A 25,200-nucleotide genomic window follows, 5' to 3' on the forward strand; every position below is an offset into this window, starting at 1 on the left:
TTTGTTAGGGGATTTTTAGGGCATATGATAAAATAGAGACAATGAACGAACGGAGGGCATCAACCATGAAACAGGAATTCAATCTTCAGGCACCCTATGAGCCTGCAGGCGATCAGCCGGCTGCAATTGCCGAACTGACGCAAGGAATCATCAACGGCAAGAAATGCCAGACGCTGCTCGGGGCGACAGGGACAGGGAAGACGTATACAATGTCGAACGTCATCCAGCAAGTGAAAAAGCCGACGCTCGTGATGGCGCATAATAAAACTTTGGCAGGGCAGCTCTACAGCGAATTCAAGGAATTTTTCCCGGATAATGCGGTTGAGTATTTTGTCAGCTACTACGATTATTACCAGCCGGAAGCCTATGTGCCTCAATCGGATACGTTCATCGAAAAAGATGCCAGCATCAATGATGAAATCGATAAACTGCGCCACTCGGCGACGAGTTCGTTGTTCGAGCGCGATGACGTCATCGTCATTGCCTCCGTCTCTTGCATCTATGGCCTCGGATCCCCGAAAGAATATCGGGAGCTCGTGGTTTCGTTGCGCAAAGGGATGGAAATCGAGCGCAACCAGCTGTTGCGAAAACTGGTCGATGTGCAATACGAGCGCAATGACATCAACTTTATCCGCGGAACGTTCCGCGTACGGGGCGATGTGGTGGAAATTTTCCCGGCATCGCGCGATGAACGCTGCCTGCGCGTAGAATTTTTCGGCGATGAAATCGACCGCATCCGTGAAGTGGATGCATTGACGGGCGAAATCATCGGTGAACGTGAACACGTCGCGATTTTCCCAGCATCCCACTTTGTTACGCGTGAAGATAAGATGGTCAAGGCAATCGCCAACATCGAAGAAGAGTTGGAAGAGCGCCTGAAAGAGATGCGCGCTGAAGACAAGCTGTTGGAAGCACAGCGCTTGGAGCAGCGTACGCGCTACGATTTGGAAATGATGCGCGAAATGGGCTTCTGCTCAGGCATCGAGAACTATTCAAGGCATTTGACGCTGCGGCCAGCTGGCGCGCAGCCTTATACGCTCATCGATTATTTCCCGGAAGATTTCCTGTTGGTTGTCGATGAAAGCCACGTGACGCTGCCGCAGGTGCGCGGCATGTTCAATGGTGACCAAGCGCGCAAGAAAGTGCTTGTCGACCATGGTTTCCGCCTGCCTTCGGCAATGGACAATCGCCCGTTGACCTTCACGGAATTTGAAGAGCATATCCATCAAGCGGTATTCGTATCGGCAACGCCGGGGCCATATGAGCTTGAACACACGCCGGAAATGGTCGAGCAGATCATCCGGCCGACAGGGCTCTTGGATCCGACCATCGAAGTGCGGCCTATCGAAGGGCAAATCGATGATTTAATGGACGAAATCCGCCAGCGCACCGAGCGCAACGAGCGGGTTCTGGTGACGACGCTGACGAAGAAAATGTCGGAAGACCTCACCGCTTATCTGAAAGAAGCGGGCATCAAAGTCAATTACCTGCATTCCGAAATCAAAACACTCGAACGCATCGAAATCATCCGGGAACTGCGGATGGGCGTCTACGATGTCCTTGTCGGCATCAACTTGCTGCGTGAAGGGCTGGATATTCCAGAGGTGTCGCTAGTGACGATTCTGGATGCGGACAAAGAAGGGTTCCTGCGTTCTGAGCGTTCATTGATCCAAACGATGGGCCGCGCTGCGCGGAACTCGAATGGGCACGTTATCATGTACGCCGACAGAATGACGGATTCGATGACGAAAGCGATCGATGAAACGACGCGCCGGCGCACGATCCAGGCGGCTTATAATGAAGAACACGGCATCACGCCGATTACGATACAAAAGAAAATCCGCGACGTCATCCGCGCTACAGAGGCTGCGGAAGAAGGCGAAGAATATGTATCAAAAGCAGTATCGGGCAAAAAGCTCAAAAAAGAAGACCGCGTAAAACTCATTTCCCTGCTCGAAAAAGAAATGAAGGAAGCGGCCAAAGCGCTTGATTTTGAACGCGCAGCTGAATTGCGCGATACAGTGCTCGAATTGAAAGCGGAAGGATGATTAGACTTGAAAAACCAAGAGATACGCATACAAGGCGCACGCGCCCATAATTTAAAAAATATAGATGTAGTCATCCCGCGTGACCAGCTCGTTGTCATGACGGGTTTATCCGGTTCCGGAAAATCTTCATTGGCGTTTGATACGATTTATGCAGAAGGGCAGCGCAGATATGTTGAATCGCTGTCTTCTTATGCGCGCCAATTTTTAGGGCAAATGGATAAGCCGGACGTGGATTTAATTGAAGGGCTGTCCCCGGCTATTTCGATCGACCAGAAAACCACAAGCAAAAATCCGCGTTCCACAGTTGCGACTGTGACAGAAATCTACGATTATATGCGCTTGATGTACGCGCGGGTCGGGAAACCGATTTGCCCGAACCACGGCATCGAGATTTCGTCACAGACCATCGAGCAGATGGTTGACCGGATCGTGGATTATCCGGAACGCACAAAAATGCAGATTCTGGCTCCAATCGTCTCCGGGCGTAAAGGAACACACGCGAAGCTTTTGGAAGACATCAAGAAACAGGGGTATGTCAGAGTACGCATCAACGGCGAATTGATTGACCTGGATGATGACATCAATTTGGATAAGAACAAAAAGCATAATATTGAAGTGGTCATTGACCGGATTGTCATGAAAGACAATATTGCGCCGCGCCTCAGCGACTCGCTGGAATCCGCATTGCGGCTGGCAGAAGGGCGCGTATTGGTCGATGTCATGGAAAAAGAAGAATTGCTGTTCAGCGAACACCACGCTTGCCCAATTTGCGGATTTTCAATCGGCGAACTGGAGCCGCGCATGTTTTCGTTCAACTCGCCGTTTGGCGCATGTCCGGAATGCGACGGCCTCGGCCATAAACTGGAAGTGGATCCTGAACTCGTGATACCCGATTGGAATTTGTCTTTGAAGCAAGGGGCCATTGTTCCTTGGCAGCCGACAAGCTCCCAATATTATCCGCAGCTCCTGCAGGCGGTTTGCAAACATTATAAAATCGACATGGATATCGCAGTAAGCGATTTGCCGGAAGAACACATCAATATTTTGATGCGGGGTTCTGGCTCGGACAAAATCCGTTTCCGCTACGAGAATGATTACGGGCAGATCCGTGATAACCACATCAATTTTGAAGGCGTGCTGTCGAACGTTGACCGCCGCTACCGTGAAACATCATCGGATTATATCCGGGAACAAATGGAGAAATTCATGGGCCAACAGCCGTGCCCGACTTGCGAAGGGTACCGCTTGAAACCCGAATCGCTGTCTGTAAAAGTGAACGGTTTGCATATCGGAACCGTGTCGGAATTCTCCATTATTGAAGCGGACGAGTTCTTCAAAAATCTGGAACTGTCCGAAAAAGATATGGCAATCGCCAAACTTATTTTGCGGGAAATCCGCGAACGGGTCGGCTTTTTGATCAATGTCGGCTTGGATTATTTGACGCTGAACCGTGCATCCGGCACATTGTCCGGCGGTGAAGCCCAGCGGATCCGCTTGGCGACGCAAATCGGCTCACGGCTCACCGGCGTACTTTATATCTTGGATGAGCCATCAATCGGCTTGCACCAGCGCGATAATGACCGGCTCATCAGTACATTGAAAAATATGCGGGATATCGGCAATACGCTCATTGTGGTCGAACACGATGAAGATACGATGCTTGCGGCGGATTACTTGATCGACGTCGGACCGGGCGCAGGCGTCCATGGCGGCGAAATCATTGCAGCCGGTACGCCGCAAAAAGTCATGAAGAACCGGAAGTCATTGACTGGCCAGTACTTGAGCGGCAAGAAGTTCATTCCGCTGCCAGCCGAGCGCCGCACCTCTGATGGGCGCAAGATTTCAATCCGCGGAGCGAGCCAGAACAATTTGAAGAATGTCGATATCGATATTCCGCTTGGGCTGTTTACTGCGGTGACGGGGGTTTCAGGTTCGGGTAAAAGTACCTTGATCAACGAAATCCTGTATAAATCATTGGCCCATAAATTAAACCGGGCAAAAGCGAAGCCAGGGCATCACGTATCGGTTGAAGGCATCGAAGAGCTCGAAAAAGTCATCGACATCGACCAGTCGCCAATCGGACGGACGCCTAGATCGAATCCGGCGACATACACCGGGGTTTTCGATGATATCCGCGATGTTTTCGCCATGACGAACGAAGCGAAAGTGCGCGGCTATAAAAAAGGCCGTTTCAGCTTCAATGTCAAGGGCGGACGCTGTGAAGCATGCCGTGGAGATGGTATCATTAAAATAGAAATGCATTTCCTGCCGGATGTCTACGTGCCATGTGAAGTCTGCCATGGCAAACGGTACAACCGGGAAACGCTGGAAGTGAAATACAAAGACACGAACATTGCAGATGTTCTGGCAATGACCGTGGAAGACGCGTACGCATTCTTTGAGAACGTTCCGAAAATCAACCGCAAACTGAAGACCATCGTCGATGTAGGCTTGGGCTATATTACACTGGGCCAACCGGCGACGACTTTGTCCGGTGGTGAAGCACAGCGAGTGAAGCTGGCTTCAGAGCTGCACAAACGCTCGAACGGCAAGTCGTTCTATATCCTGGATGAACCGACGACCGGCCTTCACGCGGACGACATTTCACGCTTGCTGAAAGTTCTTCAGCGCCTTGTTGATAACGGCGATACGGTATTGACCATCGAGCATAATTTGGATGTCATCAAGACGGCCGACCATATCATCGACTTGGGTCCTGAAGGCGGAGACAAAGGCGGAACCATTCTGGCAGCAGGAACGCCGGAACAAATCGCCGAAGTGAAAAATTCCTATACCGGCAAGTATTTGAAGCCGATCCTTGAACGCGATCGCGCACGGATGGAAACCTTGGTGTCAAAAGCCACGCGCAAGAAAAAAGCAGCGAAGTGAAACTTTTTACAGTGCTGGACGTATCAATTAAAAGAATACTAATTTCGGTTTGGGTTTAGCTCGCGCTTTTCACGAAACCGATTATGAGGAGGCCGCAACACATGCAAAGCGAAAAAGAACGCATTTTGGACATGGTGGAAAATGGCACAATTTCGGCGAGGGAAGCAGTTGAACTATTAAAAGCGATTGACGGCGGCGGAAGCCAGTCTTCACGCAATGATTCTTACGGCCGTGAAGATTACCGGGAAAAACGCGGCAGACGCGGCTTCTTCAGACCGGAAGACATGATCAAAAAAGTCTCGAAAGATTTCTCTCGTGACTTCACGAAAGATTTTTCGAAAAACGTTTCAAAAGACTTGAACCAATTGAGCGACCGCATGATGGAATTCATGCAAAGCTCAGTCGGCAAATTGAAAACGATGGAATTCGATTCGCCATTTGGCGAAGCTCTGCAATTTCACCATACATTCCGTTTGGAAAACATGGACATCACGAACATCATTGCTGACATTGCAAACGGCCAATTGGAAATTTTCCCTTCACAGGACGATTCCATCCGCGCGGAATGCAGCGTGAAAGCGTACCGTGCAGAATCGGAAACGCAGGCGAAAGAGGATTTCCTCGATAAATTCGTCTTTATCGGTGATGGCCAGAAACTGCGCATCATCAGCGATATGAAAACAACTCAAGTGAACGTGGTGTTGTATGTTCCTGAGAAATCCTACGAACACATCACTGCACGCTTGTTCAACGGCGGTTTCGCCATCAAGCGCATTGACACGGCGATTTTGAAAGTCAAAACAGCAAATGGAAAAATCGACATGAAAAATGTCGCATTTGATTCCGCTGAATTGGAAACGGCAAATGGCGCAATCCAAGTGCAAGAAGTGACAGGCAAGGATCTGGAAACAGAAACGCTGAACGGCCGCATTTACGTCGACGGTGATATTCAAAAAGCCGAAGCAAAATCGCTGAATGGCAATATTGTGGTCACTTCCCGCTGTAAAGACGCACGCAAAGTGGAAGCGAAGACGTTGGCAGGCAATGTTGAAATCTACATTCCTTCCCACTTGCCATTGAGCGGCGAAGTTTCATCAAACCTCGGCAAAATGGATCTTTTGCTGCCGGATGTTGAATACACGCACGAACAAGGGCAATTTATGCAAAAAACGATCCGTTTCAGCAAAGAAAGCGGAGAAGCTGTAGCTGCACCGCTTTTGGTATACGGCGAAACGAAAACAGGATCCGTCCTCGTTCGTTATTTCACAATCGATTAATAACAATGGGCCGGCATGTGCAAGCATGCCGGTTTTTCCTATGGAGAAATAATAGGTAAACCTGGCTGCAGCTATAAAGCGGCTGTTTGGGCAAACATGATGGAGGGGAAGCTGAATGGATAAAATGGTTATCGCACCAGAAGTGACAGAGGCATTCGAAAAGCTCAAGAAGTTTGAGGCAGTGGAAAAAGGCTTGGCGTTCATCGAGCACGATCACGAGCGTACAGTGAAAGAACAAATTGAACTGACCGAAATCCCGGCTCCGCCGTTCAAAGAGCAGCAGCGGGCAGAGGAATTTATGCGCCGCCTGCAGGAGTTGCAGCTTGAAGATGTGCAGATGGACGAAGAAGGGAATGTATTCGGCGTGCGCCGCGGATCGGAAAATGGACCGAAGATTTTCGTCTCAGCGCATTTGGATACCGTATTTCCGGAAGGCACTGACACAACTGTGCACCAAAAGGACGGTGTGCTCCATGCACCGGGAATCGGCGACGATACACGTGGGCTCGCAGAATTATTGGCAGTGGTCCGGGCAATGAACGAAGTGGGCATCGTTACAAGCGGCGATATCCTATTCGGCGGCACTGTGGGGGAAGAAGGGGCTGGCGACTTGCGGGGCGTCAAAGCATTTTTTGCCGAGCACGACGATATCGACGGTTTTGTTTCTCTCGATGGTGAAGGCGACAATCATATCATCTACAAGGCAACAGGCAGTTTCCGGTATACGATTACATATAAAGGTCCAGGCGGCCATAGCTTTGCGGCGTTTGGTACACCAAGCGCAACCCATGCTTTAGGCCGTGCCATTGCGGCCATTGCAGACCTTGAAACGCCGTCGGAACCCAAAACGACATTTTCAGTCGGCGAGGTAACTGGCGGAACGTCCGTCAACGCGATTGCCCAGGAAGCGAGCATGTCCGTCGATCTACGCTCGAATGACAAAGGCGAACTGGAAAAATTGGAACAGCGTTTTTTGGCAATTGTGAAAAAAGCGGCAGCCGATGAAAATGAACGGTGGAAAGACGCCCGGCTGTCGGTGGACATTCACCGTTTCGGGCACCGGGCACCGGCAAGCCAGGACGCAGATTCACCGATTGTGCAGATTGCAGCAGCGGCAGTCAAAGCAATCGGCAAAGAACCGGACCTTGGCGTGCCGAGCAGCACCGATTCGAATCACCCGATGAGCTTGAACATCCCATCTGTCACGATGGGGCTCGGTGGCAAATTCGGCGGCGCGCATACACTTGAAGAATGGCATAACCCTGAAAACGGACATTTGGCGATTCAAAAGAGCTTTTTGGCCATCCTTGGCATGTCTGGTATTCCTGGCGTAATCGAACCGTTATTGAAAAAATAAAACAACCCAGCAAAAGCATAACCGCTTTTGCTGGGTTGTTTTATTTTTTGGCCGGATACAATTGCTGCAAAAAATCAATCGACTGGACGATCAATTCTTTTAAGACGTCCAAATCGACATCTTCTGTTTTATTGATGTAGACGCATGCTTTGCCGGTGGTGTGCTTGCCGAAACGTTCAAGTAACAGGGTGCGGTCCGGATCGCCCGTCGCAAAGTACAAGCTGATTTTCGCCTTGCGGGGCGAAAAGCCGACGAGCGGGGCATCCCCGGAATGGCCGGTCGGGTAGACATAATGGTAGGAACCGAAGCCGATAATGCTTGGCCCCCACATTTTCGCTTGAAAGCCGCTCGTCTCTTCGAAAATCTGCAGCAGTTTATAGGCGTCTTCACGTTTCTTCGAACTTTCGACGCTTTCGATGAATTCAATGACATCGCCGTCCGTTTCCTTCGTTTTCTGCTCGTACATCGCGCATCCCTCATTCCATTCGATTTTTTACAAGCAATGCATGGCAGCTTCCGCATGATCCCAAGGCACTTTATAGCCCTGCCCTTTGGCGCAGAAAATGGAAGTGGAAGTGTACTCGGGATCGGCATCTTTATTATAACCGATTTCTTTGATGATTTCTTCTTCATTATGGCAGAAATCATAGCCACCGGACAATAGGCTGAGCATTCCTTTGCCATGGGTAAACGAAGCGAATTCGGTCGCATAATTCATGAATGTCGCAACAGGCACCAAACCTTCAATGACCGTTTTGCCGTCAGCCATTGATGGCGCATCGAATGTGCCATGCGCTTGTTGGATATCCGACAGGACTTTGCCCATATAATCGGTGTCGACTTTGATTTTAAAGCGGTAAATGGGCTCCAACAGACGGTTTTCAGCTTTTTCGAGCCCTTGGCGCAATGCCCGGTAAGCAGCTTCGCGGAAATCTCCGCCGGATGTGTGCTCGTTATGGCCGCGACCAGTCGTTAAGGTGATATGGACATCGGTCAACGTCGAACCTGTTAAAAGGCCATGATGGCCGCGCTCCCGCAAATGATGGAGAATCAGGTTCTGGTGTCCGGTGGACAAATTGTCCGCGTGGCACTCGTTGGCCAAGGTGATACCAGAACCGCGCGGTGCCGGTTCGATTTTCAGATGCACTTCCGCGTAATGGCGCAGCGGCTCGAAATGGCCGTAGCCCATGACCGGCTGTGCAATGGTCTCTTTATAAAGGATTTTCGGCTGCGCAAATGAAACCGTATAGCCGAAGCGCTCTTGGACAATCTGCTCCAGCACCTCGAGTTGGATGACGCCCATGACGAGAATGTGGATTTCCTGGAAATGTTCATCCCATTCGACGTGCAGCGAAGGGTCTTCAGCGTCGAGAAGCTGGAAAGCTTTGAGCATCTCTTTAGGGTGCACCGAGGCAGGAAATCGGACTGTCGACTGCAAGGCAGGCGCAGCGAGATAAGAAGGGCGTGAACTGAGCGTGCCGAGTCCATCGCCGATTGCTGCTTCTGACAAGCCGGTCACAGCGATCAGTTCACCGGCGCAAGCCGACTCAACCGCAGTGAATTTCTCGCCGGTATAGCGGCGAAGTTGGGTCACTTTTTCACTTTTTCCCTGATCTTCCGCGCCATAAGCGATTTCGTCGCGGACTTGCAAGCAGCCGCTCATTATCTTCAAAAACGTTACGCGCTGGCCGGATGTCTCGTGGCGGATTTTGTAGACAAGCGCAGAAAAAGGCAGGTGTGCTTCGTAAGCCGTTGCGGTCAGCTGGTCAAGTAACTCGAAAAACTCCATGACTCCTTGATCTTTTAAGGCGGATCCGTGGCATCCCGGCATCACTTGCCGTGCGCTGATCAATTTTTTCAAAGCTTCCATCCATACTGCCGGTTCGTATCCGCTGTCCATGTAGCGTTCAAGCAATTCCTCGTCGCGCTCAGCGATGAATTCAATCAATTCTTCGGACATCACACCGCCTTGAAAAGCTTCGGTCAGGTCGATGGCGTCTGGGCTCAGCGAATTTCGTATTTCCTCCAGCACCCGCTGCTGATCCGCATTTTCACGGTCTGTTTTATTGATGAAAAAGAACGTTGGCACTTTATGCTTCTGCAGCAGCTGCCACACCGTTTCGGTATGGCCTTCGATGCCGTCGATTGCGCTGACGATGAGAATGGCATAATCCATCACTTGGATGGCGCGCTCCATTTCAGGAGAGAAATCGACGTGCCCGGGGGTGTCGATCAAATAATAGGTGGAGCCGTTGAATGAAATCTCCGCCTGGTCAGCAAAAATCGTGATGCCCCGGCGTTTTTCGATTTCGTGGCTGTCGAGAAAAGCATCCTGGTGATCGACGCGCCCGCGCTGGCGGATGCTTTTTGTATTGAACAGCAATTGTTCAGAGAAAGTGGTTTTTCCGGCGTCGACGTGCGCCAGGATTCCGATGGTTTTGTTCATATTGCACCTCTTTAAAGTTGGTTCGTTAACATAAGTGTAGCAGACTCGGTGGAGGGCATAAAAAATAACCGCAAAAAAACCTTCCAGGAAAGATTCCGGAAGGTTAAAAAGTTTATAGGGTTTCGCAGCAGTTGATGGCGAAAGCGATGGCGGCAGCGCAGCGCCTGCGGTAACCAGCGGATTGCAATAAAGCCAGTTCTTCGCGGTTTGTCATAAAACCGCATTCTATCAGGATAGCTGGCATATGGGTGTCGCGCAGCACAGCAAAATCCGCTTTTTTCACGCCGCGGTCCCGCCGTTTAACAGACAGGCACAATGCCAGCTGGACCGTTTCCGCAAGCCGTTTGGAGTCGGCATGCGGCCGGCTGTAGATGAATGTTTCAATGCCGCTCGCGCCAGTGAAACCGGAGCCGGCAGCGTTGGCATGGATCGAAATGAACAAATCGGCGTTTAGCCGGTTCGCCAGCTGCGTCCGTTCATGGAGCGGCACATCTGCTTCAGGATGGTGGCTGAAAATGACCGTATGGCCATCCAGCAAGAGCCTCTTTTTTACTTCATCCGCGACCGCGGAATTAAAGTGGAATTCGCGCAGGCGTCCGTCGGGGGAGCGCTTGCCAGCGGTATTTGGCCCATGGCCGGCATCGATGATAATTTTCAAGATAAAACCTCCTTTTTCCCTTATATAGGGTCGAGGAGACAGAAAGGGGACAGGAAAACAGTCAATTTGGAAACTTACGTGTTAAAATAGGAGCAAACCGCCAGAATGATGAAAGAATTTTCAAAAGGCTTTTGGATTTATTGGCGCAAAGGAATGAGGGAGAACATGGGACAAGTAACAGCAAAACAAGTGATGGATACGTTCGAGTTAAAGTTGATCAGCGGCCAGGAAGGCCTCGGCCGCCACATTCCGATCAGCGACATCTCACGGCCAGGGCTGGAGATGGCGGGCTATTTTACGCATTACCCGGCAAACAGGGTCCAGCTTTTAGGGAAAACGGAGCTGTCGTTCTTCGCGCTGCTCGAACCGCATGAACGCATCGACCGCATGATGAAATTATGCACGGACGACACGCCGGCGATTATCGTCGCGCATGAAATGGAAGTGCCGCCGGAGCTGGTTGATGCTTCAAGCAAACGGCATGTGCCGGTTTTCTCGGCAAAAATGTCAACGACGCGTTTTTCAAGTATCTTGACGAATTACCTGGAAAGCCAGCTCGCTCCAACGACAGCGGTGCACGGTGTGCTGGTCGATATCTACGGCGTCGGTGTGTTGATCACCGGGAAAAGCGGCGTCGGGAAAAGTGAAACAGCGCTGGAGCTTGTGAAAAAAGGCCATCGCCTCGTCGCGGACGATTGCGTGGAGATTCACCAAGAAGGTGAGAACACGTTGATCGGGCATCCGCCGAAGCTGATAGAACACCTGCTTGAAATCCGCGGAGTCGGCATCATCGACATCATGACGCTTTTCGGAGCAAGCGCAGTGCGCACTTTCAAACGGATTTCACTGGTTATCGACCTGGAGATATGGGATGCGGAAAAAACTTACGACCGGCTTGGGCTGGAAGAAGAAAAAATGCGCATCATCGATACGGATCTGACGAAACTGACGATTCCTGTCCGCCCAGGGCGAAATTTGTCGGTCATCATCGAAGTAGCGACGATGAACCATCGATTGAAACGTATGGGCGTCAACGCGGCGGAAGAGTTTTCGAAGCGGCTGGATGACGTGCTTGCAGCAGATAAAAATTAACGGAATGGGTAGGTGCAAGGGATGTTTTCAATTTTAGCTTCAATAGATCCGATCGCGTTCGCGCTTGGTCCGATCGAAGTCCGCTGGTATGGCGTCATCATCGCAGCAGGCATTGTCATCGCATTTTTGGTCGGCCAGCGTGAAATGGTCAAGCGGGGGCTTCACCCGGATTTTCTGACGGATCTGTTGATTTGGGCGGTGCCGCTGGCAATTGTAGGCGCCCGCATTTATTACGTCATGTTCGAATGGGAAAATTACAAAGACAATCCCGCTGAAGTCTTCGCAATCTGGAATGGCGGAATCGCCATCCACGGAGCGCTCATCGCTTCGGTGATTGTCGCTTATATTTTCACGAAACGCCGCAATACACCTTTTTTGAAGGTGGCGGATATTTTGGCCCCGAGCATTTTGATCGGCCAGGCAGTGGGCCGCTGGGGGAATTTCATCAACCAGGAAGCGCATGGCGGTGAAGTGTCCCGCAGTTTCTTGGAGAATTTGGCCATTCCTGATTGGATCATCAATCAAATGTACATAGATGGCGTTTACTACCATCCGACTTTCTTGTATGAATCGTTATGGAGCTTAGTGGGGATCATCATTCTGCTGTTGCTGCGCCGGGTCAATCTGGTGCGCGGCGAAATGTTTTTCTTCTATATGATCTGGTATTCCGTTGGGCGCTTCTTTATCGAAGGCATGCGGACAGACAGCTTATATGTCATTGGCGAACTGCGGGCGGCCCAATTGGTGTCAGTTGCGGCCATCGTCATCGGTGTTGCCTTTATCGTTTATCGCCGAGTGAAACTAAAAAATCCTCCACATTATTTGGATAAATAGAAAGAAGAGATCGAATGCAGACATTGAAAAAAGGCTTTATCGCCGGCCTGAAAACCACTTGGTCCTTGGGGAAGATCATCTTCCCGATTACGCTTTTGGTGACGATGCTGCAATTCACGCCGGTGCTGCCGTTCATCATTGATTTGGTCGCGCCGCTCATGGGCCTTTTCGGCCTCAGTGGCGACGCTGCCATTCCGCTTGTGCTGGGCAATGCGTTGAACCTGTATGCGGGGATTGCCGGTATTTTGTCATTAGAACTGACGGTCAAGGAAGTTTTCATCCTGGCGGTCATGCTGTCATTTTCACATAATATTTTTATCGAAACCGGTGTGGCGCTGAAAGTCGGTGTTAAATTATGGGTGGTGCTGACAGTGCGCTTCGGTTTGGCGGCTTTGTCGGGAATCGTCATCAACCTTTTCTGGAAAGGCGGCGGGGAAACCGCGCAATACGGTTTTGCGCCTCCAGCTGCGGCAACGCCGGAAGGATGGGGAGGCATTTTCCTCTTGGGGCTTGAAAAAGCGTCGTTTGGTGTATTGCAGCTGGCGCTGATCGTCATTCCATTGATGATCATGATCCAGGTCTTGAAAGATAAGCATTATTTGCAGCGTATTTCGGAAGCCATGGGACCGCTGACACGGCTTTTGGGTGTTCAGAAGAACGCTTCAGTCACATTGGCGTCAGGCCTCGTTTTCGGCTTGGCGATGGGTGCTGGAGTGATGATCCAAGCGGTTCAGGAAGACGGCGTCAGCCGCAAAGATGCAACACTTGTGTTCATATTCCTGGTCGCTTGCCACGCCATTGTAGAAGATACACTGATTTTCATCCCGCTTGGCATTCCGATTTGGCCGTTATTGGCGATTCGGGTAGCGACCGCGCTGATCCTGACCATCTTCATCTCTTATTTATGGAGACGGGCAGAACAAAACCAAAAAGGGGCGGTATCCACATGACCAATTTAGTTGACAATTCCCGGGCACGCGCAAAGAAAGCAAGCCGATGAGAAAAACGGAGCGCCATTTTGTCGACGGGCCCAATTCGCTTTGGCATATCTACAAGACCGTGCCGTTCTGGAAAGTCGCGAAGAATTTTCTTATTATCCAAACAGCGCGCTACACGCCGTTTTTGCCGCTGAAGAATTGGCTGTACAAAAAATTTCTGCACATGGAGATCGGCGAACATACATCTTTTGCGCTGATGGTGATGCCCGATGTCATGTTTCCCGAAAAAATCAAAATCGGAAGAAATTCAGTGATCGGCTATAATACCACCATTCTGGCACATGAATACTTGATTAAAGAATACCGTTTGGGGGAAGTAATAATAGGAGACGAAGTGCTCATCGGAGCCAATAGCACGATTTTGCCTGGTGTGGAAATCGGCGACGGCGCGATCGTTTCAGCCGCGACACTGGTCCATAAAGATGTGCCTTCCGGCGCTTTTGTCGGCGGCAATCCCATGAAAATCATTTATACAGCTGAACAAATGGCCCTGCGCCAACAACCAGAATCCTGATAGCCAGTGTGCTTTCAGGATTTTTTGCTAAATCCTTGACGGCTGAAAGCGAAATAAGATAAAATAGCACTACTTCATCTCTCTACCTCATTAGCGAACTAAAGCGTTATATCCAAAAATAGGAAGTGATTAAATGGCAATCCAAATGTTCGAAAAACCGTTAGGCATGCGCGACGACTTTCCGTTTATCGCAAAAAAGAAATCGGCATTGCGTTCAAAAGGGACGGCTATTATGGAACAAGCAGGCTACGATATGCTCCAGACGCCGACTTTGGAATACTACGAAACCATCGGCAAGATCTCAGCGATCCCTGATAATGCACTTTTCAAGCTGCTTGACAGCCAAGGCGAAACCTTGGTGCTGCGTCCGGACATGACGTCACCGATAGCACGGGTGGCGGCGTCGAAACTATTGAAAGAAAAAATGCCGGTCCGGCTCGGCTATTATTCAAATGTATTCCGCGCCCAGAAACGCGAAGGCGGCCGTCCGGCGGAATTTGAACAAATGGGCGTCGAGCTGATTGGAGACGATTCCCTTTACGCAGATGCAGAAGTTATCATTCTGGCCTCTACGATACTAAAGGAGTTGAATGTTGAATCTGGCCGGGTCGTCATCGGCAACACCCAATTATTGCATTTGATCTTGCAAGATTTCGGTCTCGACAGCGGACAGATCGAAGCGATCCGTGAAGCGCTCGTATCCAAAAACAACGTCGGTTTTGACGAACTGGCGGATTACATGGATATGGACCCAGCAAAAACCGGCGCATTCAAAAAATTGATGGCAACGTCTTCTTTGGAAGATTGGAGGCCGTACATCGATTCCGCAAATGCCCAGCAAACGGCTTTATACGAAGACATGCTAAAGCTGGAACAGATTATCGCACGCAACGGCTTATCAGAAGCCATCACATACGATTTGTCATTTATCAGCCACATGACATACTACACCGGGCTGGTGTTTGAATTCTACGGAGCCGGAAGCGGATTTCCGCTTGGCAATGGCGGCCGTTACGACGGGTTGATGCAGCAATTCGGCATGCAGGTCGGCGCAACAGGATTCGGCCTTCGGATTGACCGGCTATTGGAGGCGGCAACAGGAAGCGCTGAAGACGACCGGCATACGCTGATTTTATTCGATGAACAATCAGAAGAACAGGCACATCAGGAAGCGCAAGAGCTTCGTGCGCAAGGAGCTCGGGCAACGCTGCAATATGGGCCGGCTGTGCGGGATACGAAAAGTTTCTGTGCGCTGTTCAGTGAAGTTAGAAATTTAGGAGGCGCTTTGAATGGATGAATTGACGATTGCCATGCCAAAAGGCCGTATATTCGAAGAAGCTTACGAATTGCTGCTGAAGGCGGGTTACGATTTGCCGAAAGAAATTGACGATTCGCGCAAGCTCATCGTAGAGGCGCCGAACGAACGGATCCGTTTTATCCTGGCGAAGCCGATGGACGTGCCTGTCTATGTTGAACACGGTGTCGCTGATGTCGGCATTGCCGGCAAAGACGTTTTGCTAGAACTCGACCGCTCGGTGCATGAATTGCTCGACCTCGGCATCAGCCGCTGTTATATTGCGACAGCCGGGCTGCCGAATACGGAAATGAATGCAGTGACGCCGCGAATTGCGACGAAATACCCGAAAATTGCCTCCCGTTTTTACCGCGGCAAAGGCGAGCAAGTGGAAATCATTGAGTTGAATGGCTCGATTGAACTGGCTCCGATGATCGGCCTTGCAGACCGCATCGTCGACATCGTTTCAACAGGCAAAACCTTAAAGGAAAATGGCCTGGTCGAATATGAAGAAATTGTAGATATCACATCACGATTGATCGCTAACCCTGTCAGCTACCGGTTGAAGCAAGAACGCATCCGCGAACTTGTCGGCAAGCTGAGGGAGCAGGTGCGCACATGAAGAAAGAACAGCTGAAATCCGGCATTTCCATCCGGCGTTCGCTTGCTGAAGCCAGTGCAGAGCAGCTGGCTGCGGTAAAAAGCATCATCGCGGCCGTTCAGCAGGAAGGCGACGCAGCATTAACCCGCTTCACTGAAAAATGGGACGGCGTGAAAGTCGAAAATCTGCGCGTCGGCGAAGAGGAAATCGCAGAAGCGGTAAGCCGCTTTGAACCGCAGCTGCTGGAAGATTTAACGGAAGCGGCGGACAATATCCGCACCTACCACGAATACCAGCGCCAGCAAGGCTATACGCATACCAACGACGACGGCTCTTACGTAGCACAGCGTGTAACGGCCATTCCATCCGCGGGGCTTTATGTTCCTGGCGGCACAGCCGCTTATCCGTCTTCAGTGCTGATGAACGTCATCCCGGCACAAGTCGCAGGCGTCAAGCGCATCGTTCTGGTGTCGCCGCCTGGCAAAGACGGCAAGCTGTCGGACGGCGTACTCGCCGCAGCACATATTCTTGGAATTGAAGAAATCTATAAAGTCGGAGGCGCCCAAGCGGTTGCTGCACTGGCATACGGTACCGAGTCGATCCGGCCGGTCGACAAAATCACTGGGCCGGGGAACGTCTTCGTCGCATTGGCGAAACGGGAAGTGTTCGGCGAAGTCGCAATCGACATGATTGCGGGACCAAGCGAAATCACCGTTATCGCAGACGACACGGCATTTGCCGATGAAATCGCGGCGGATTTATTGTCCCAGGCAGAGCACGATCCCATGGCGACAGCGGTGCTGTTGACGACCAGCGAAGACTTGGCGGATGCCGTTTCGGCGGAAGTCGAGAAGCAGCTGCAAAGTTTGCCGCGGCAAGCGATTGCGGCGAAGGCGATTGCAGACCATGGCGTCATTTACATCGGTGAAACGATGGAACGCCTGATCGAAGCCGCCAATGAACTGGCGCCGGAGCATCTTGAAATCATGGCGGATGACGCGGAAAAAATCGCGGACCGCATCGAAAATGCCGGCGCGATTTTCATCGGGCGTTTTTCATCCGAACCGATCGGTGATTATTTTGCCGGAGCGAACCACGTCCTGCCGACCAATAGCACAGCCCGCTTTTCGAGTGCGCTGTCGGTCTATGATTTTATGAAACGCACAAGCATCATCTATTACAGCGAGCAAGCGTGGCAAAACAACGAAGCGAAAATTGCGCGGCTGGCCCGCCTTGAAGGACTCGAAGGGCACGCACGCGCAGTAGAATCGCGTTCATGGAAAAAGGAGAATCGATGATGAGAAAAGCAGAAATCAACCGCAATACAAATGAAACGAAAATTGCTGTCGCGTTTTCATTGGACGGAGAAGGCCAGGCGGACATCGCTACTGGCGTCCCGTTCATGGACCATATGCTGGACCTTTTCATCAAGCATGGCCAGTTTGACGGCAGCATAAAAGCTGACGGCGACACGCACATCGACGACCACCACACGACGGAAGACATCGGCATCGTACTCGGGCAGGCGGTCAAAGAAGCGCTTGGCGATAAAAAAGGCATCCGCCGCTACGGCAATGCGTTTATCCCGATGGATGATGCGCTCGCGCAAGTCGTCATCGATTGCTCGAACCGCCCGCATCTTGAAATGCGGGGGGACATCCCGAACGCCAAAGTGGGCACGTTCGACACCGAGCTAGTGCGTGAATTCTTATGGAAATTCGCACTCGAGTCACGCATGAACGTCCATGTCATCATCCATTACGGCCAAAATACGCATCACATCATCGAAGCTGTATTCAAGGCATTGGCCCGTGCACTCGACGAAGCGACGAGCATCGACCCGCGTGTGAAAGGCGTGCCATCCACAAAGGGGCTGTTGACATGATCATCGGCATCATCGATTACGGCATGGGCAATCTGTTCAGTGTTGAACAGGCATTGAAAAAACTCGATTGCACCGTCATCTTGTCGGATGACCCGGCCATTCTGCTGGAAGCGGAAGCGATTATCCTGCCCGGCGTCGGGGCATTCCCGGACGCTATGGACTTGCTGGAGCAAAAAGAGCTTGCGGGCTTTATCCGCTCTTTGCCAGACCGCGGCATCCCGCTTCTGGGCATCTGCCTAGGGATGCAGCTTTTGTATGAAGACAGTTCAGAAGTGCGCCAAACGACAGGTTTGGGACTTTTAAAAGGCGATATCCGCCGTTTCAATTTTGAAAAAGGCACGCAGCGGATTCCGCATATGGGCTGGAACCGCCTGGAATTCTCGCGTTTGCCGTATTGGCTGGATGAGCTGCAAGTGGATACGCATGTTTATTTTGTGCATTCATTTCTCGCGCTCAACACGGATCCGAACGAGGTATTCGCCACGGCAAGCTATGGCAATGTCGACGTACCGGGCGTAGTCGGTACAGGATTGATCACGGGCATGCAATTCCATCCCGAAAAATCCGGCGATTTCGGCCATCATTTATTAGAGCAATGGATTGCGAATGTCAGGAGGAACCCAGATGAGCAAGTTTCAAATCTATCCCGCGATTGATTTGCGCGGCGGCAAATGCGTGCGCCTGTTTCAAGGCGATTACGCACAAGAAACAGTTTACGGTGATTCGCCGGTAGATATGGCGAAAAAATTCGTCGACGCTGGAGCCGAGTGGATCCATATGGTCGATCTGGACGGCGCCAAAGACGGTGTGCGCATCAATGACCAAGTGGTTATTGAAGCGGCGAAGCTTCCGGTCAACGTACAAATCGGCGGCGGGATCCGTTCCCGCGAAGACATTCAGTATTATTTATCGAACGGCATCAGCCGCGTTATCATCGGAAGCCTGGCCATCCGCAACCCGGAACTGGTCGTGTCGTTTATCGAAGAATTCGGGGCGGACCGCATCGTCATCGGCATTGACGCCAAAGACGGCATGGCCGCAACCGAAGGCTGGATCGAAACTTCCGGCCAGTCTGCACAAGACGTCGCTGCGTTTTTTACAACGCATGGCGCGAAGCATTTCATCTATACCGACATCGCGACGGACGGCACCTTGCAAGGGCCGAACATCGATGCCAATAAAGCACTGGTTGCTTCAGGCGATGCCGGCGTCATCGTTTCTGGCGGCATCGGAACATTGGATGATATCAAAAACGTTAAAGTAGCCGCTGAAGGCAGCCCGATTTCGGGTGTCATCATCGGCAAAGCGCTTTACGAGAACCGCTTTACGCTTGAGGAGGCGCTGTCATGCTGACGAAACGCATCATTCCGTGCCTGGACGTCAAAGAAGGGCGCGTTGTCAAAGGTGTCAGCTTCGTATCGCTGCGTGACGCTGGAGATCCGGTTGAACTTGCGCGTTTCTATGACAAGCAAGGCGCCGATGAATTGGTGTTCCTCGATATTTCCGCTTCCCACGAAGGCAAGGAGACGATGGTTGAAGTCGTGAAAACTGTCGCGACGGAATTATCGATCCCGTTTACAGTCGGCGGGGGCATCCGCACGCTTGAAGACATGAAGCGGATGTTGCGTGCGGGCGCGGATAAGGTGTCGCTCAACACGGCGGCGCTCGACCGTCCGGAACTGATCAAAGAAGGCGCCGATTATTTCGGCTCGCAGTGCATCGTCATCGCAATCGATGCGAAACGCAATGGCGACCATTGGGACGTCTATACGCATGGCGGCCGCAACAAGACAGAGTGGAACGCCGTGGAATGGGCGAAGAAGAGCGTCGAACTGGGCGCCGGTGAAATCCTGCTGACAAGCATGGACAAAGACGGTTCAAAAGACGGCTTTGACATCGAGCTGACCAAAGCGGTTCGCGATGCGGTGGAAGTGCCGGTCATTGCGAGCGGCGGTGCAGGAAACCGGGAACATTTTGCAGAAGTATTTAAACAAGCGGATGCCGATGCAGCATTAGCGGCATCGATTTTCCATTATAAAGAAACAAGCGTCGCAGAAGTGAAAGATTATCTGCGGAAAGAGGGAGTGAATGTCCGATGAACAATGTGAAATTTGACAGCCAGGGGCTCGTTCCCGTCATCATACAGAATGCCGAAACGAAAGAAGTGCTGACGCTCGCATACGCGAACGAAGAAGCGTTGGCAAAAACGATCGAAACGAACGAAACATGGCTTTATTCAAGAAGCCGCAGCGAGCTATGGAATAAAGGCGCGACAAGCGGAAACACGCAGAAAGTGACAGCTGTGCGCATTGACTGCGACGGCGATTCACTGATTTATGAAGTGGTTCCGAACGGCCCGGCTTGCCATACCGGCGCAGAAAGCTGTTTCTACGAAACCTTGTCCGGCACGCCGAACGAATCGAAATCGGATATGTTCGGGGCACTGGCTTCGATGATCGAACAGCGTGAAACCGAAATGCCGGAAGGCGCGTACACGACGTATTTATTCCAAGAAGGCGTCGATAAGATCTGCAAGAAAGTCGGCGAAGAAGCGGCGGAAGTCATCATCGCGGCGAAAAACCGCGATGCGAAAGAATTGTCAATGGAGACAGCGGATCTCTTTTACCATGTCTTGGTCTTGCTGCAGGAACAGAAAGTCAGCTTGGATGCCGTCATCGATGTGCTGAAAGAGCGCCATGAGTCAAAAACAACAAGTAAATAATAGGGAAATATGCTATAATAACAGCACATTTGAGTAAAGGAGCGATTTCATCGTTCCTTTTACTTTTTCGGAGGCATATTTTGGAGAATAAAAAGAAAAAACACAACGACAACCTCCTGTCATTCATACCGTCAGGAGAATACTATTACAAAAAGGCGATGCGAGAGCTGCAGCGGGAACATTATCCGAAAGCCCATAAATACTTGCAACGTGCAACGGAATTGAGCCCGCAGGATGCGGATATCTGGATTCAATATGGCATCGTGCTGATGGAGACAGGTGAATTCGAGCAGGCGATGGACGCGCTCCGCACGGCCCATGGGCTTGATGTGAACAAATCCGAAACCTTATTTTTCCTGGCAGAGGTCCACGCGCATCTCGGCATGTTTTTGGATGCCCGAAATTACGCGAAAAAATATACCGAAAAAGAGCCGCAGGGCGAATATCACGAAGAAGCCTTGGAAATCATCGATTTTGCGGAACAGGAAGACTGGCAGCTTTTTGATGATGAGGGCGAAGCACAGGACAGCGAATATTTTTATCAGCAGGAAAAGGCGCGCCGCATGATGGAAAAAGGGAATTTCCCGGAAGCGATTGAATTGCTTGAGAAGCTGGTGGAAGAAAAGCCTGATTTCTGGGGAGCGCATAATAATCTCGCGCTCGCCTATTTCTATGTCGGCGAAGCTGAAATGGCGAAAGCGCTGCTGCATGATGTGCTGAGACGGAATACCGGAAATCTTCATGCCTTATGCAATTTAGCGGTCTTTCATTATTACGAGAAAAATGAAGAGCTTGAAGATATTCTGGAGCTCTTGAAAAAGATCCAGCCGTATGTCTTCGAGCATCGCTATAAACTGGGAGCAACATTTGCATTGGTCGGCAAATACAAAGAAGCGTACCGCTGGCTGAGAAGCTTACAGAAACGCGGATTCGACGGCGATCCAGCCTTTTATTTCTGGCTGTCGCATGCCGCTTACCATTCGGGGCATGAAGATATCGCGAAGCAGGCATGGAAGCAGCTGACACAAATGGATCCGACCAAAGGCGGCTACGAACCGTGGGCCGATAATGGCGTGATGCCGCATGAAGACGCTTTGGAGCATAACCGCGATTACCTCGTGAAAAAGCTTGACCACAGCCACAAAAGTGAGCGGCTATTCGGCATGTTCCTATTGGGCAAGTCCGCCCATAAACAGGAAATCATCTCGCATCCGAATTGGTTGAAATCCGAGCAGCCGTCCGTTATCGAAACGTATATGCTTGGCTACGCGCTCGGCCATCCGTTTAAAATGGAAGTGGCGGAAGAGCGCGCTTTCAAGCGGGCGATGGAAGCGACGGAACTGCTTTATGCCGAAAACGGCATGGTGACAGAGCAAGGATCTTATACGTTCCAGATGTGGTTCATGCTGGTTGAAAAAGCATTCGAACAGAATTATACTTTTAAAAATCCGAAAGCATTGGCAGCAGCGGTCACCTACATGGTAAAGTCATCAAGAGACACGGCAGCAACGAAAAAATCCGTTGCCGCCCATTACGGCATTACCACTGCGACATTGACGAAATACGTCACAGAACTGATCCGTTTTTTGCCGCTGTTTGAATCATAGGCAAATAAGTTGCTGATGTGCGCGGATTCTTATACGATTTACTTACTGAGATTTAGGAGGCCATAAAATGACCGAAACTACGAATGTTTATGATGTTATCATTATTGGAGCAGGACCTGCAGGCATGACTGCCGCAGTTTACACATCACGCGCAAATTTGACGACGTTGATGCTGGAGCGCGGAATTCCGGGCGGCCAAATGGCGAATACGGAAGAAATTGAAAACTATCCAGGTTTCGACCACATCCTGGGACCTGACCTTTCAACAAAAATGTTCGAGCACGCGAAAAAATTCGGTGCGGAATATGCTTACGGCGACGTCAAAGAAATTATCGACGGCGAAGAATACAAAACGATCATTGCCGGTTCGAAAGAATACAAAGCCCGCGCAATCATCATTACAACAGGCGCTGAGTATAAGAAAATGGGCGTGCCTGGCGAAAACGAACTTGGAGGACGCGGAGTCAGCTATTGTGCAGTCTGCGATGGCGCATTCTTCAAAAACAAAAACCTTGTCGTTGTCGGCGGCGGAGATTCAGCAGTTGAAGAAGGCGTGTACTTGACCCGTTTTGCGGATAAAGTGACGATCGTCCATCGCCGCGACGAATTGCGCGCACAAAAAATTCTTCAAGACCGCGCGTTCGCCAACGAAAAAATCGACTTTATCTGGAGCCACACCGTCAAAGAAATCAATGACGAAAACGGCAAAGTCGGAAGCGTTACACTCGTTTCGACCAAAGATGACAGTGAACAGGAATTCGATGCAGATGGCGTATTCATCTACATCGGCATGCTGCCACTGACAAAACCATTCGCTTCACTTGGTATTTTGAATGACCAAGGCTATATTGAAACGAATGAAAAAATGGAAACCAGCATCCCTGGGATCTATGCAGCTGGAGACGTACGCGACAAAATGCTGCGCCAAGTTGTAACGGCTACTGGCGACGGCAGCATCGCGGCACAGGCGTGTCAGCATTATATTGAAGAATTGGTTGAAAAAATCGGCCAAAAAGCATGATTTTAATCACTTCTTAACCTAGTTGTTACAGCGTTGTCATGAAGAGGTGCTAATATAGGAAGAGTAAATTGACCCCCTTTTTATAGAACACTTTGACAGACCGCTTTCCGGAGATTCCGGGAGGCGGCTTTTTTTGTGTAAAATTATGTGTTTGAACATCAGGGCAGAAGAGTAGTAGTGGGCTAGTGCCGGTTAAATTCCAACCAGTTCATGTTGACAGCTTGTTAGTGCTTGTTAATTTCCGAGGAACACATGTTAAAAATATTTTAACGCCTGTTAACAAGCATGCTTCTTGAAGAATTCAAAGATAGGCTCTACTCGGGCGATGTGGCTGAAAATATGCCGCTGCGGCGATTCGTTTTATTCCCATCTACCTTCGATGGACATTTACATTTTTTCTTTTTGTCTAGCTGCAAGAGCCAGCTTCTCGGGTCATAAGCCATTCTGGCTGTGCGGCAAAAAGCGCCGCTTCGCCAGCCTATCTTATGCCTGTCGAAGCTAACCGGCTCTTTCCGCTTTTCTTTTTTTGCATGACACGCCAGGATAGATGTATAATGGAGAGAGTTTACAAAAGATACGGAGTGTCGACAGTGCAGCGAATAGCGAATTTACTAGTGGTCCGCAATGGGCAAGTACTATTATTAAAAAAACCTCGGCGCGACTGGTACGTTGCTCCGGGTGGAAAAATGGAATCCGGTGAATCGATTTACGAAGCGGCCATCCGTGAGTTTATTGAAGAAACGGGTGCTACGCCTTTGAATACTCATTTAAAAGGAATTTACACGATGATGATCCATGATGAAGGCCGGATTGTGGATGAATGGATGTTGTTCACGTTCGTGGCGCACGGCTTGGAAGGCAAAACTTTCGAAGAAACGCGCGAAGGGCTGCTCGAATGGCATCCAGTTGAAAGCTTAGCGTTTTTGCCAATGGCCGAAGGGGACCGCACGAATCTTCAGTTTGCGGTGCAACAGGCGGGCATGCAATACGGCACATTCCACTACACCCCAGAATTTCAGCTGCTGGCTGAGCACATACAAACTTCAACAGAAGAGGTGACACGCCTAAATGGAAAATCATAATACCGACGAAACTGAATTGATCATCATTACCGGCATGTCTGGAGCGGGGAAAACCGTGGCAATCCAAAGCTTTGAGGATCTCGGTTTTTTCACGATTGATAACCTGCCGCCAGCCTTATTGCTGACGTTCATCAAATTGATGCGAGATTCAGGAAAGTCGATGAAGCGTGTGGCTGCGGTCATGGACCTGCGAGGCGGAGATTTCTTCGACAGCCTTGTAGACGCCATCGATAACCTCTTGAAAGAACCAAAAGTTTCCGTAACCATCCTGTTCCTTGACGCTGACAATCAGACACTTGTGAGCCGCTATAAAGAATCCCGACGTTCGCATCCCCTGTCGCCAGGCGGGCTAGTGCTCGGCGGCATCAAAAAAGAGCGCGATATGCTGATGGATCTGCAGGGCCGCGCGAAATACATGTACAATACGTCAACGATGAAACCGCGTGAGCTGAAAGAGCGGATCATGACGGATTTTGCGACCGAGACCAGTAACGTGTTTACGGTCAACGTCATGTCATTCGGCTTTAAGCATGGCATGCCAATCGATGCAGATTTGGTGTTTGATGTGCGCTTTTTGCCGAACCCGTACTATATTGAAGAACTGAATCCGTTGTCCGGGCTCGATAAGCCTGTATCGGATTACGTGCTGCAATGGAATGAAACCCAAACCTTGATTGCTAAATTGACTGACCTCTTCGAATTCATGATTCCGCAATACAAAAGCGAAGGCAAGGCTCAGTTGGTTATTGCTTTCGGCTGCACAGGCGGCCAGCACCGCTCGGTGACTTTGGCCGAATACTACGGAAAATTACTAGCGGAAAATTATAAGACGATTGTTACGCACCGCGACGTTAAAACTAGAAAGGGCTGAGTGC

The 25,200-nt window shown here is 50.5% G+C and carries 23 protein-coding genes; 20 read left to right on the top strand and 3 right to left on the bottom strand.

The annotated features are described in order from the left end of the window. Positions 1-65 precede the first annotated feature (65 nt). From uvrB to EGV91_RS04380, 4 genes are all read left to right on the top strand, one after another. A complete protein-coding gene (gene uvrB / locus EGV91_RS04365; protein WP_135501035.1) occupies positions 66-2,048 on the top strand; it encodes an excinuclease ABC subunit UvrB in 1,983 nt (660 codons plus the stop codon). A 6-nt stretch (positions 2,049-2,054) separates the two neighbouring features. Then, positions 2,055-4,937, top strand: a complete 2,883-nt coding sequence (gene uvrA / locus EGV91_RS04370) for an excinuclease ABC subunit UvrA (RefSeq protein ID WP_135501037.1) — start codon at positions 2,055-2,057, stop codon at positions 4,935-4,937. A 101-nt stretch (positions 4,938-5,038) separates the two neighbouring features. After that, on the top strand, positions 5,039-6,214 hold the full coding sequence (locus tag EGV91_RS04375; RefSeq protein WP_135501039.1) for a DUF4097 family beta strand repeat-containing protein: 1,176 nt from the start codon (positions 5,039-5,041) through the stop codon (positions 6,212-6,214). Positions 6,215-6,329: 115 nt separating this feature from the next. Further along, positions 6,330-7,571, top strand: coding sequence for a M20/M25/M40 family metallo-hydrolase (locus EGV91_RS04380; RefSeq protein WP_135501042.1), 1,242 nt, complete (start codon positions 6,330-6,332; stop codon positions 7,569-7,571). Between the two features lie 40 nt (positions 7,572-7,611). Here the strand turns inward: EGV91_RS04380 and EGV91_RS04385 are convergent, their stop codons facing one another. From EGV91_RS04385 to EGV91_RS04395, 3 genes are all read right to left on the bottom strand, one after another. After that, positions 7,612-8,037 (bottom strand): DUF1801 domain-containing protein, encoded by a 426-nt coding sequence (locus EGV91_RS04385; RefSeq protein ID WP_135501044.1) that lies wholly within the window; start codon positions 8,035-8,037, stop codon positions 7,612-7,614. A 27-nt stretch (positions 8,038-8,064) separates the two neighbouring features. Continuing rightward, positions 8,065-10,017 carry an elongation factor G gene (locus EGV91_RS04390; RefSeq protein ID WP_135501046.1) on the bottom strand — a complete coding sequence of 651 codons (1,953 nt, stop codon included), beginning with the start codon at positions 10,015-10,017 and terminating at the stop codon, positions 8,065-8,067. 112 nt (positions 10,018-10,129) lie between these two features. Then, positions 10,130-10,675 carry an N-acetylmuramoyl-L-alanine amidase family protein gene (locus EGV91_RS04395; protein WP_135501048.1) on the bottom strand — a complete coding sequence of 182 codons (546 nt, stop codon included), beginning with the start codon at positions 10,673-10,675 and terminating at the stop codon, positions 10,130-10,132. 165 nt (positions 10,676-10,840) lie between these two features. Here EGV91_RS04395 and hprK point away from each other — a divergent pair, with 165 nt between their 5' ends. From hprK to rapZ, 16 genes are all read left to right on the top strand, one after another. Continuing rightward, on the top strand, positions 10,841-11,767 hold the full coding sequence (gene hprK, locus EGV91_RS04400; protein ID WP_135501050.1) for an HPr(Ser) kinase/phosphatase: 927 nt from the start codon (positions 10,841-10,843) through the stop codon (positions 11,765-11,767). Between the two features lie 21 nt (positions 11,768-11,788). Then, positions 11,789-12,601, top strand: coding sequence for a prolipoprotein diacylglyceryl transferase (gene lgt / locus EGV91_RS04405; RefSeq protein WP_135501052.1), 813 nt, complete (start codon positions 11,789-11,791; stop codon positions 12,599-12,601). A 14-nt stretch (positions 12,602-12,615) separates the two neighbouring features. Beyond that, complete coding sequence (locus EGV91_RS04410) at positions 12,616-13,551, top strand: nucleoside recognition domain-containing protein (RefSeq protein ID WP_135501054.1); 936 nt, start codon at positions 12,616-12,618, stop codon at positions 13,549-13,551. 46 nt (positions 13,552-13,597) lie between these two features. Continuing rightward, positions 13,598-14,113: an acyltransferase gene (locus tag EGV91_RS04415; protein WP_135501056.1), complete on the top strand. Its 516-nt coding sequence runs from the start codon at positions 13,598-13,600 to the stop codon at positions 14,111-14,113. 133 nt (positions 14,114-14,246) lie between these two features. Next, positions 14,247-15,410, top strand: a complete 1,164-nt coding sequence (hisZ, locus tag EGV91_RS04420; RefSeq protein WP_135501058.1) for an ATP phosphoribosyltransferase regulatory subunit — start codon at positions 14,247-14,249, stop codon at positions 15,408-15,410. Beyond that, on the top strand, positions 15,403-16,029 hold the full coding sequence (gene hisG, locus EGV91_RS04425) for an ATP phosphoribosyltransferase (protein ID WP_135501060.1): 627 nt from the start codon (positions 15,403-15,405) through the stop codon (positions 16,027-16,029). The genes hisZ and hisG overlap by 8 nt, the downstream gene beginning before the upstream one ends. Continuing rightward, positions 16,026-17,306 carry a histidinol dehydrogenase gene (gene hisD / locus EGV91_RS04430; RefSeq protein WP_135501062.1) on the top strand — a complete coding sequence of 427 codons (1,281 nt, stop codon included), beginning with the start codon at positions 16,026-16,028 and terminating at the stop codon, positions 17,304-17,306. Before hisG ends, hisD begins: the two co-directional genes overlap by 4 nt. Continuing rightward, entirely contained in the window at positions 17,306-17,893 is a 588-nt protein-coding gene (gene hisB / locus EGV91_RS04435) for an imidazoleglycerol-phosphate dehydratase HisB (RefSeq protein WP_135501190.1), read from the top strand. Before hisD ends, hisB begins: the two co-directional genes overlap by 1 nt. Next, positions 17,890-18,549, top strand: a complete 660-nt coding sequence (gene hisH, locus EGV91_RS04440) for an imidazole glycerol phosphate synthase subunit HisH (protein WP_135501064.1) — start codon at positions 17,890-17,892, stop codon at positions 18,547-18,549. Before hisB ends, hisH begins: the two co-directional genes overlap by 4 nt. After that, complete coding sequence (gene hisA / locus EGV91_RS04445) at positions 18,518-19,246, top strand: 1-(5-phosphoribosyl)-5-[(5-phosphoribosylamino)methylideneamino]imidazole-4-carboxamide isomerase (RefSeq protein WP_135501066.1); 729 nt, start codon at positions 18,518-18,520, stop codon at positions 19,244-19,246. The genes hisH and hisA overlap by 32 nt, the downstream gene beginning before the upstream one ends. Next, complete coding sequence (gene hisF / locus EGV91_RS04450; protein ID WP_135501068.1) at positions 19,240-19,992, top strand: imidazole glycerol phosphate synthase subunit HisF; 753 nt, start codon at positions 19,240-19,242, stop codon at positions 19,990-19,992. Before hisA ends, hisF begins: the two co-directional genes overlap by 7 nt. Next, the gene (gene hisIE, locus EGV91_RS04455) at positions 19,989-20,615 is read left to right on the top strand and encodes a bifunctional phosphoribosyl-AMP cyclohydrolase/phosphoribosyl-ATP diphosphatase HisIE (protein WP_135501070.1); all 627 of its coding nucleotides are present in this window, start codon (positions 19,989-19,991) and stop codon (positions 20,613-20,615) included. Before hisF ends, hisIE begins: the two co-directional genes overlap by 4 nt. A gap of 80 nt (positions 20,616-20,695) precedes the next feature. Continuing rightward, on the top strand, positions 20,696-22,222 hold the full coding sequence (locus tag EGV91_RS04460) for a tetratricopeptide repeat protein (protein WP_135501072.1): 1,527 nt from the start codon (positions 20,696-20,698) through the stop codon (positions 22,220-22,222). A 67-nt stretch (positions 22,223-22,289) separates the two neighbouring features. Continuing rightward, on the top strand, positions 22,290-23,243 hold the full coding sequence (gene trxB / locus EGV91_RS04465; RefSeq protein WP_135501074.1) for a thioredoxin-disulfide reductase: 954 nt from the start codon (positions 22,290-22,292) through the stop codon (positions 23,241-23,243). A gap of 590 nt (positions 23,244-23,833) precedes the next feature. Continuing rightward, positions 23,834-24,325 (top strand): NUDIX hydrolase, encoded by a 492-nt coding sequence (locus tag EGV91_RS04470; protein ID WP_135501192.1) that lies wholly within the window; start codon positions 23,834-23,836, stop codon positions 24,323-24,325. Beyond that, entirely contained in the window at positions 24,312-25,196 is an 885-nt protein-coding gene (rapZ, locus tag EGV91_RS04475; RefSeq protein WP_135501076.1) for an RNase adapter RapZ, read from the top strand. Before EGV91_RS04470 ends, rapZ begins: the two co-directional genes overlap by 14 nt. The last annotated feature ends 4 nt before the right edge of the window (positions 25,197-25,200 follow it).

This window comes from Planococcus koreensis, assembly GCF_004761975.1.
GTDB lineage: Bacteria > Bacillota > Bacilli > Bacillales_A > Planococcaceae > Planococcus > Planococcus koreensis.

What these genes read in the sequence shown, in the direction of transcription:
- hisF (WP_135501068.1), top strand. Translation starts at nt 19,240, where the DNA reads ATGCTGACGAAACGCATCATTCCGTGCCTGGACGTCAAAGAAGGGCGC.
- rapZ (WP_135501076.1), top strand. Translation starts at nt 24,312, where the DNA reads ATGGAAAATCATAATACCGACGAAACTGAATTGATCATCATTACCGGC.
- hisA (WP_135501066.1), top strand. Translation starts at nt 18,518, where the DNA reads ATGAGCAAGTTTCAAATCTATCCCGCGATTGATTTGCGCGGCGGCAAA.
- trxB (WP_135501074.1), top strand. Translation starts at nt 22,290, where the DNA reads ATGACCGAAACTACGAATGTTTATGATGTTATCATTATTGGAGCAGGA.
- hprK (WP_135501050.1), top strand. Translation starts at nt 10,841, where the DNA reads ATGGGACAAGTAACAGCAAAACAAGTGATGGATACGTTCGAGTTAAAG.
- EGV91_RS04410 (WP_135501054.1), top strand. Translation starts at nt 12,616, where the DNA reads ATGCAGACATTGAAAAAAGGCTTTATCGCCGGCCTGAAAACCACTTGG.
- hisZ (WP_135501058.1), top strand. Translation starts at nt 14,247, where the DNA reads ATGGCAATCCAAATGTTCGAAAAACCGTTAGGCATGCGCGACGACTTT.
- EGV91_RS04375 (WP_135501039.1), top strand. Translation starts at nt 5,039, where the DNA reads ATGCAAAGCGAAAAAGAACGCATTTTGGACATGGTGGAAAATGGCACA.
- uvrB (WP_135501035.1), top strand. Translation starts at nt 66, where the DNA reads ATGAAACAGGAATTCAATCTTCAGGCACCCTATGAGCCTGCAGGCGAT.
- EGV91_RS04385 (WP_135501044.1), bottom strand. Translation starts at nt 8,037, where the DNA reads ATGTACGAGCAGAAAACGAAGGAAACGGACGGCGATGTCATTGAATTC.
- hisIE (WP_135501070.1), top strand. Translation starts at nt 19,989, where the DNA reads ATGAACAATGTGAAATTTGACAGCCAGGGGCTCGTTCCCGTCATCATA.
- EGV91_RS04415 (WP_135501056.1), top strand. Translation starts at nt 13,598, where the DNA reads ATGAGAAAAACGGAGCGCCATTTTGTCGACGGGCCCAATTCGCTTTGG.
- EGV91_RS04390 (WP_135501046.1), bottom strand. Translation starts at nt 10,017, where the DNA reads ATGAACAAAACCATCGGAATCCTGGCGCACGTCGACGCCGGAAAAACC.
- hisB (WP_135501190.1), top strand. Translation starts at nt 17,306, where the DNA reads ATGAGAAAAGCAGAAATCAACCGCAATACAAATGAAACGAAAATTGCT.
- hisD (WP_135501062.1), top strand. Translation starts at nt 16,026, where the DNA reads ATGAAGAAAGAACAGCTGAAATCCGGCATTTCCATCCGGCGTTCGCTT.
- hisG (WP_135501060.1), top strand. Translation starts at nt 15,403, where the DNA reads ATGGATGAATTGACGATTGCCATGCCAAAAGGCCGTATATTCGAAGAA.
- hisH (WP_135501064.1), top strand. Translation starts at nt 17,890, where the DNA reads ATGATCATCGGCATCATCGATTACGGCATGGGCAATCTGTTCAGTGTT.
- EGV91_RS04380 (WP_135501042.1), top strand. Translation starts at nt 6,330, where the DNA reads ATGGATAAAATGGTTATCGCACCAGAAGTGACAGAGGCATTCGAAAAG.
- lgt (WP_135501052.1), top strand. Translation starts at nt 11,789, where the DNA reads ATGTTTTCAATTTTAGCTTCAATAGATCCGATCGCGTTCGCGCTTGGT.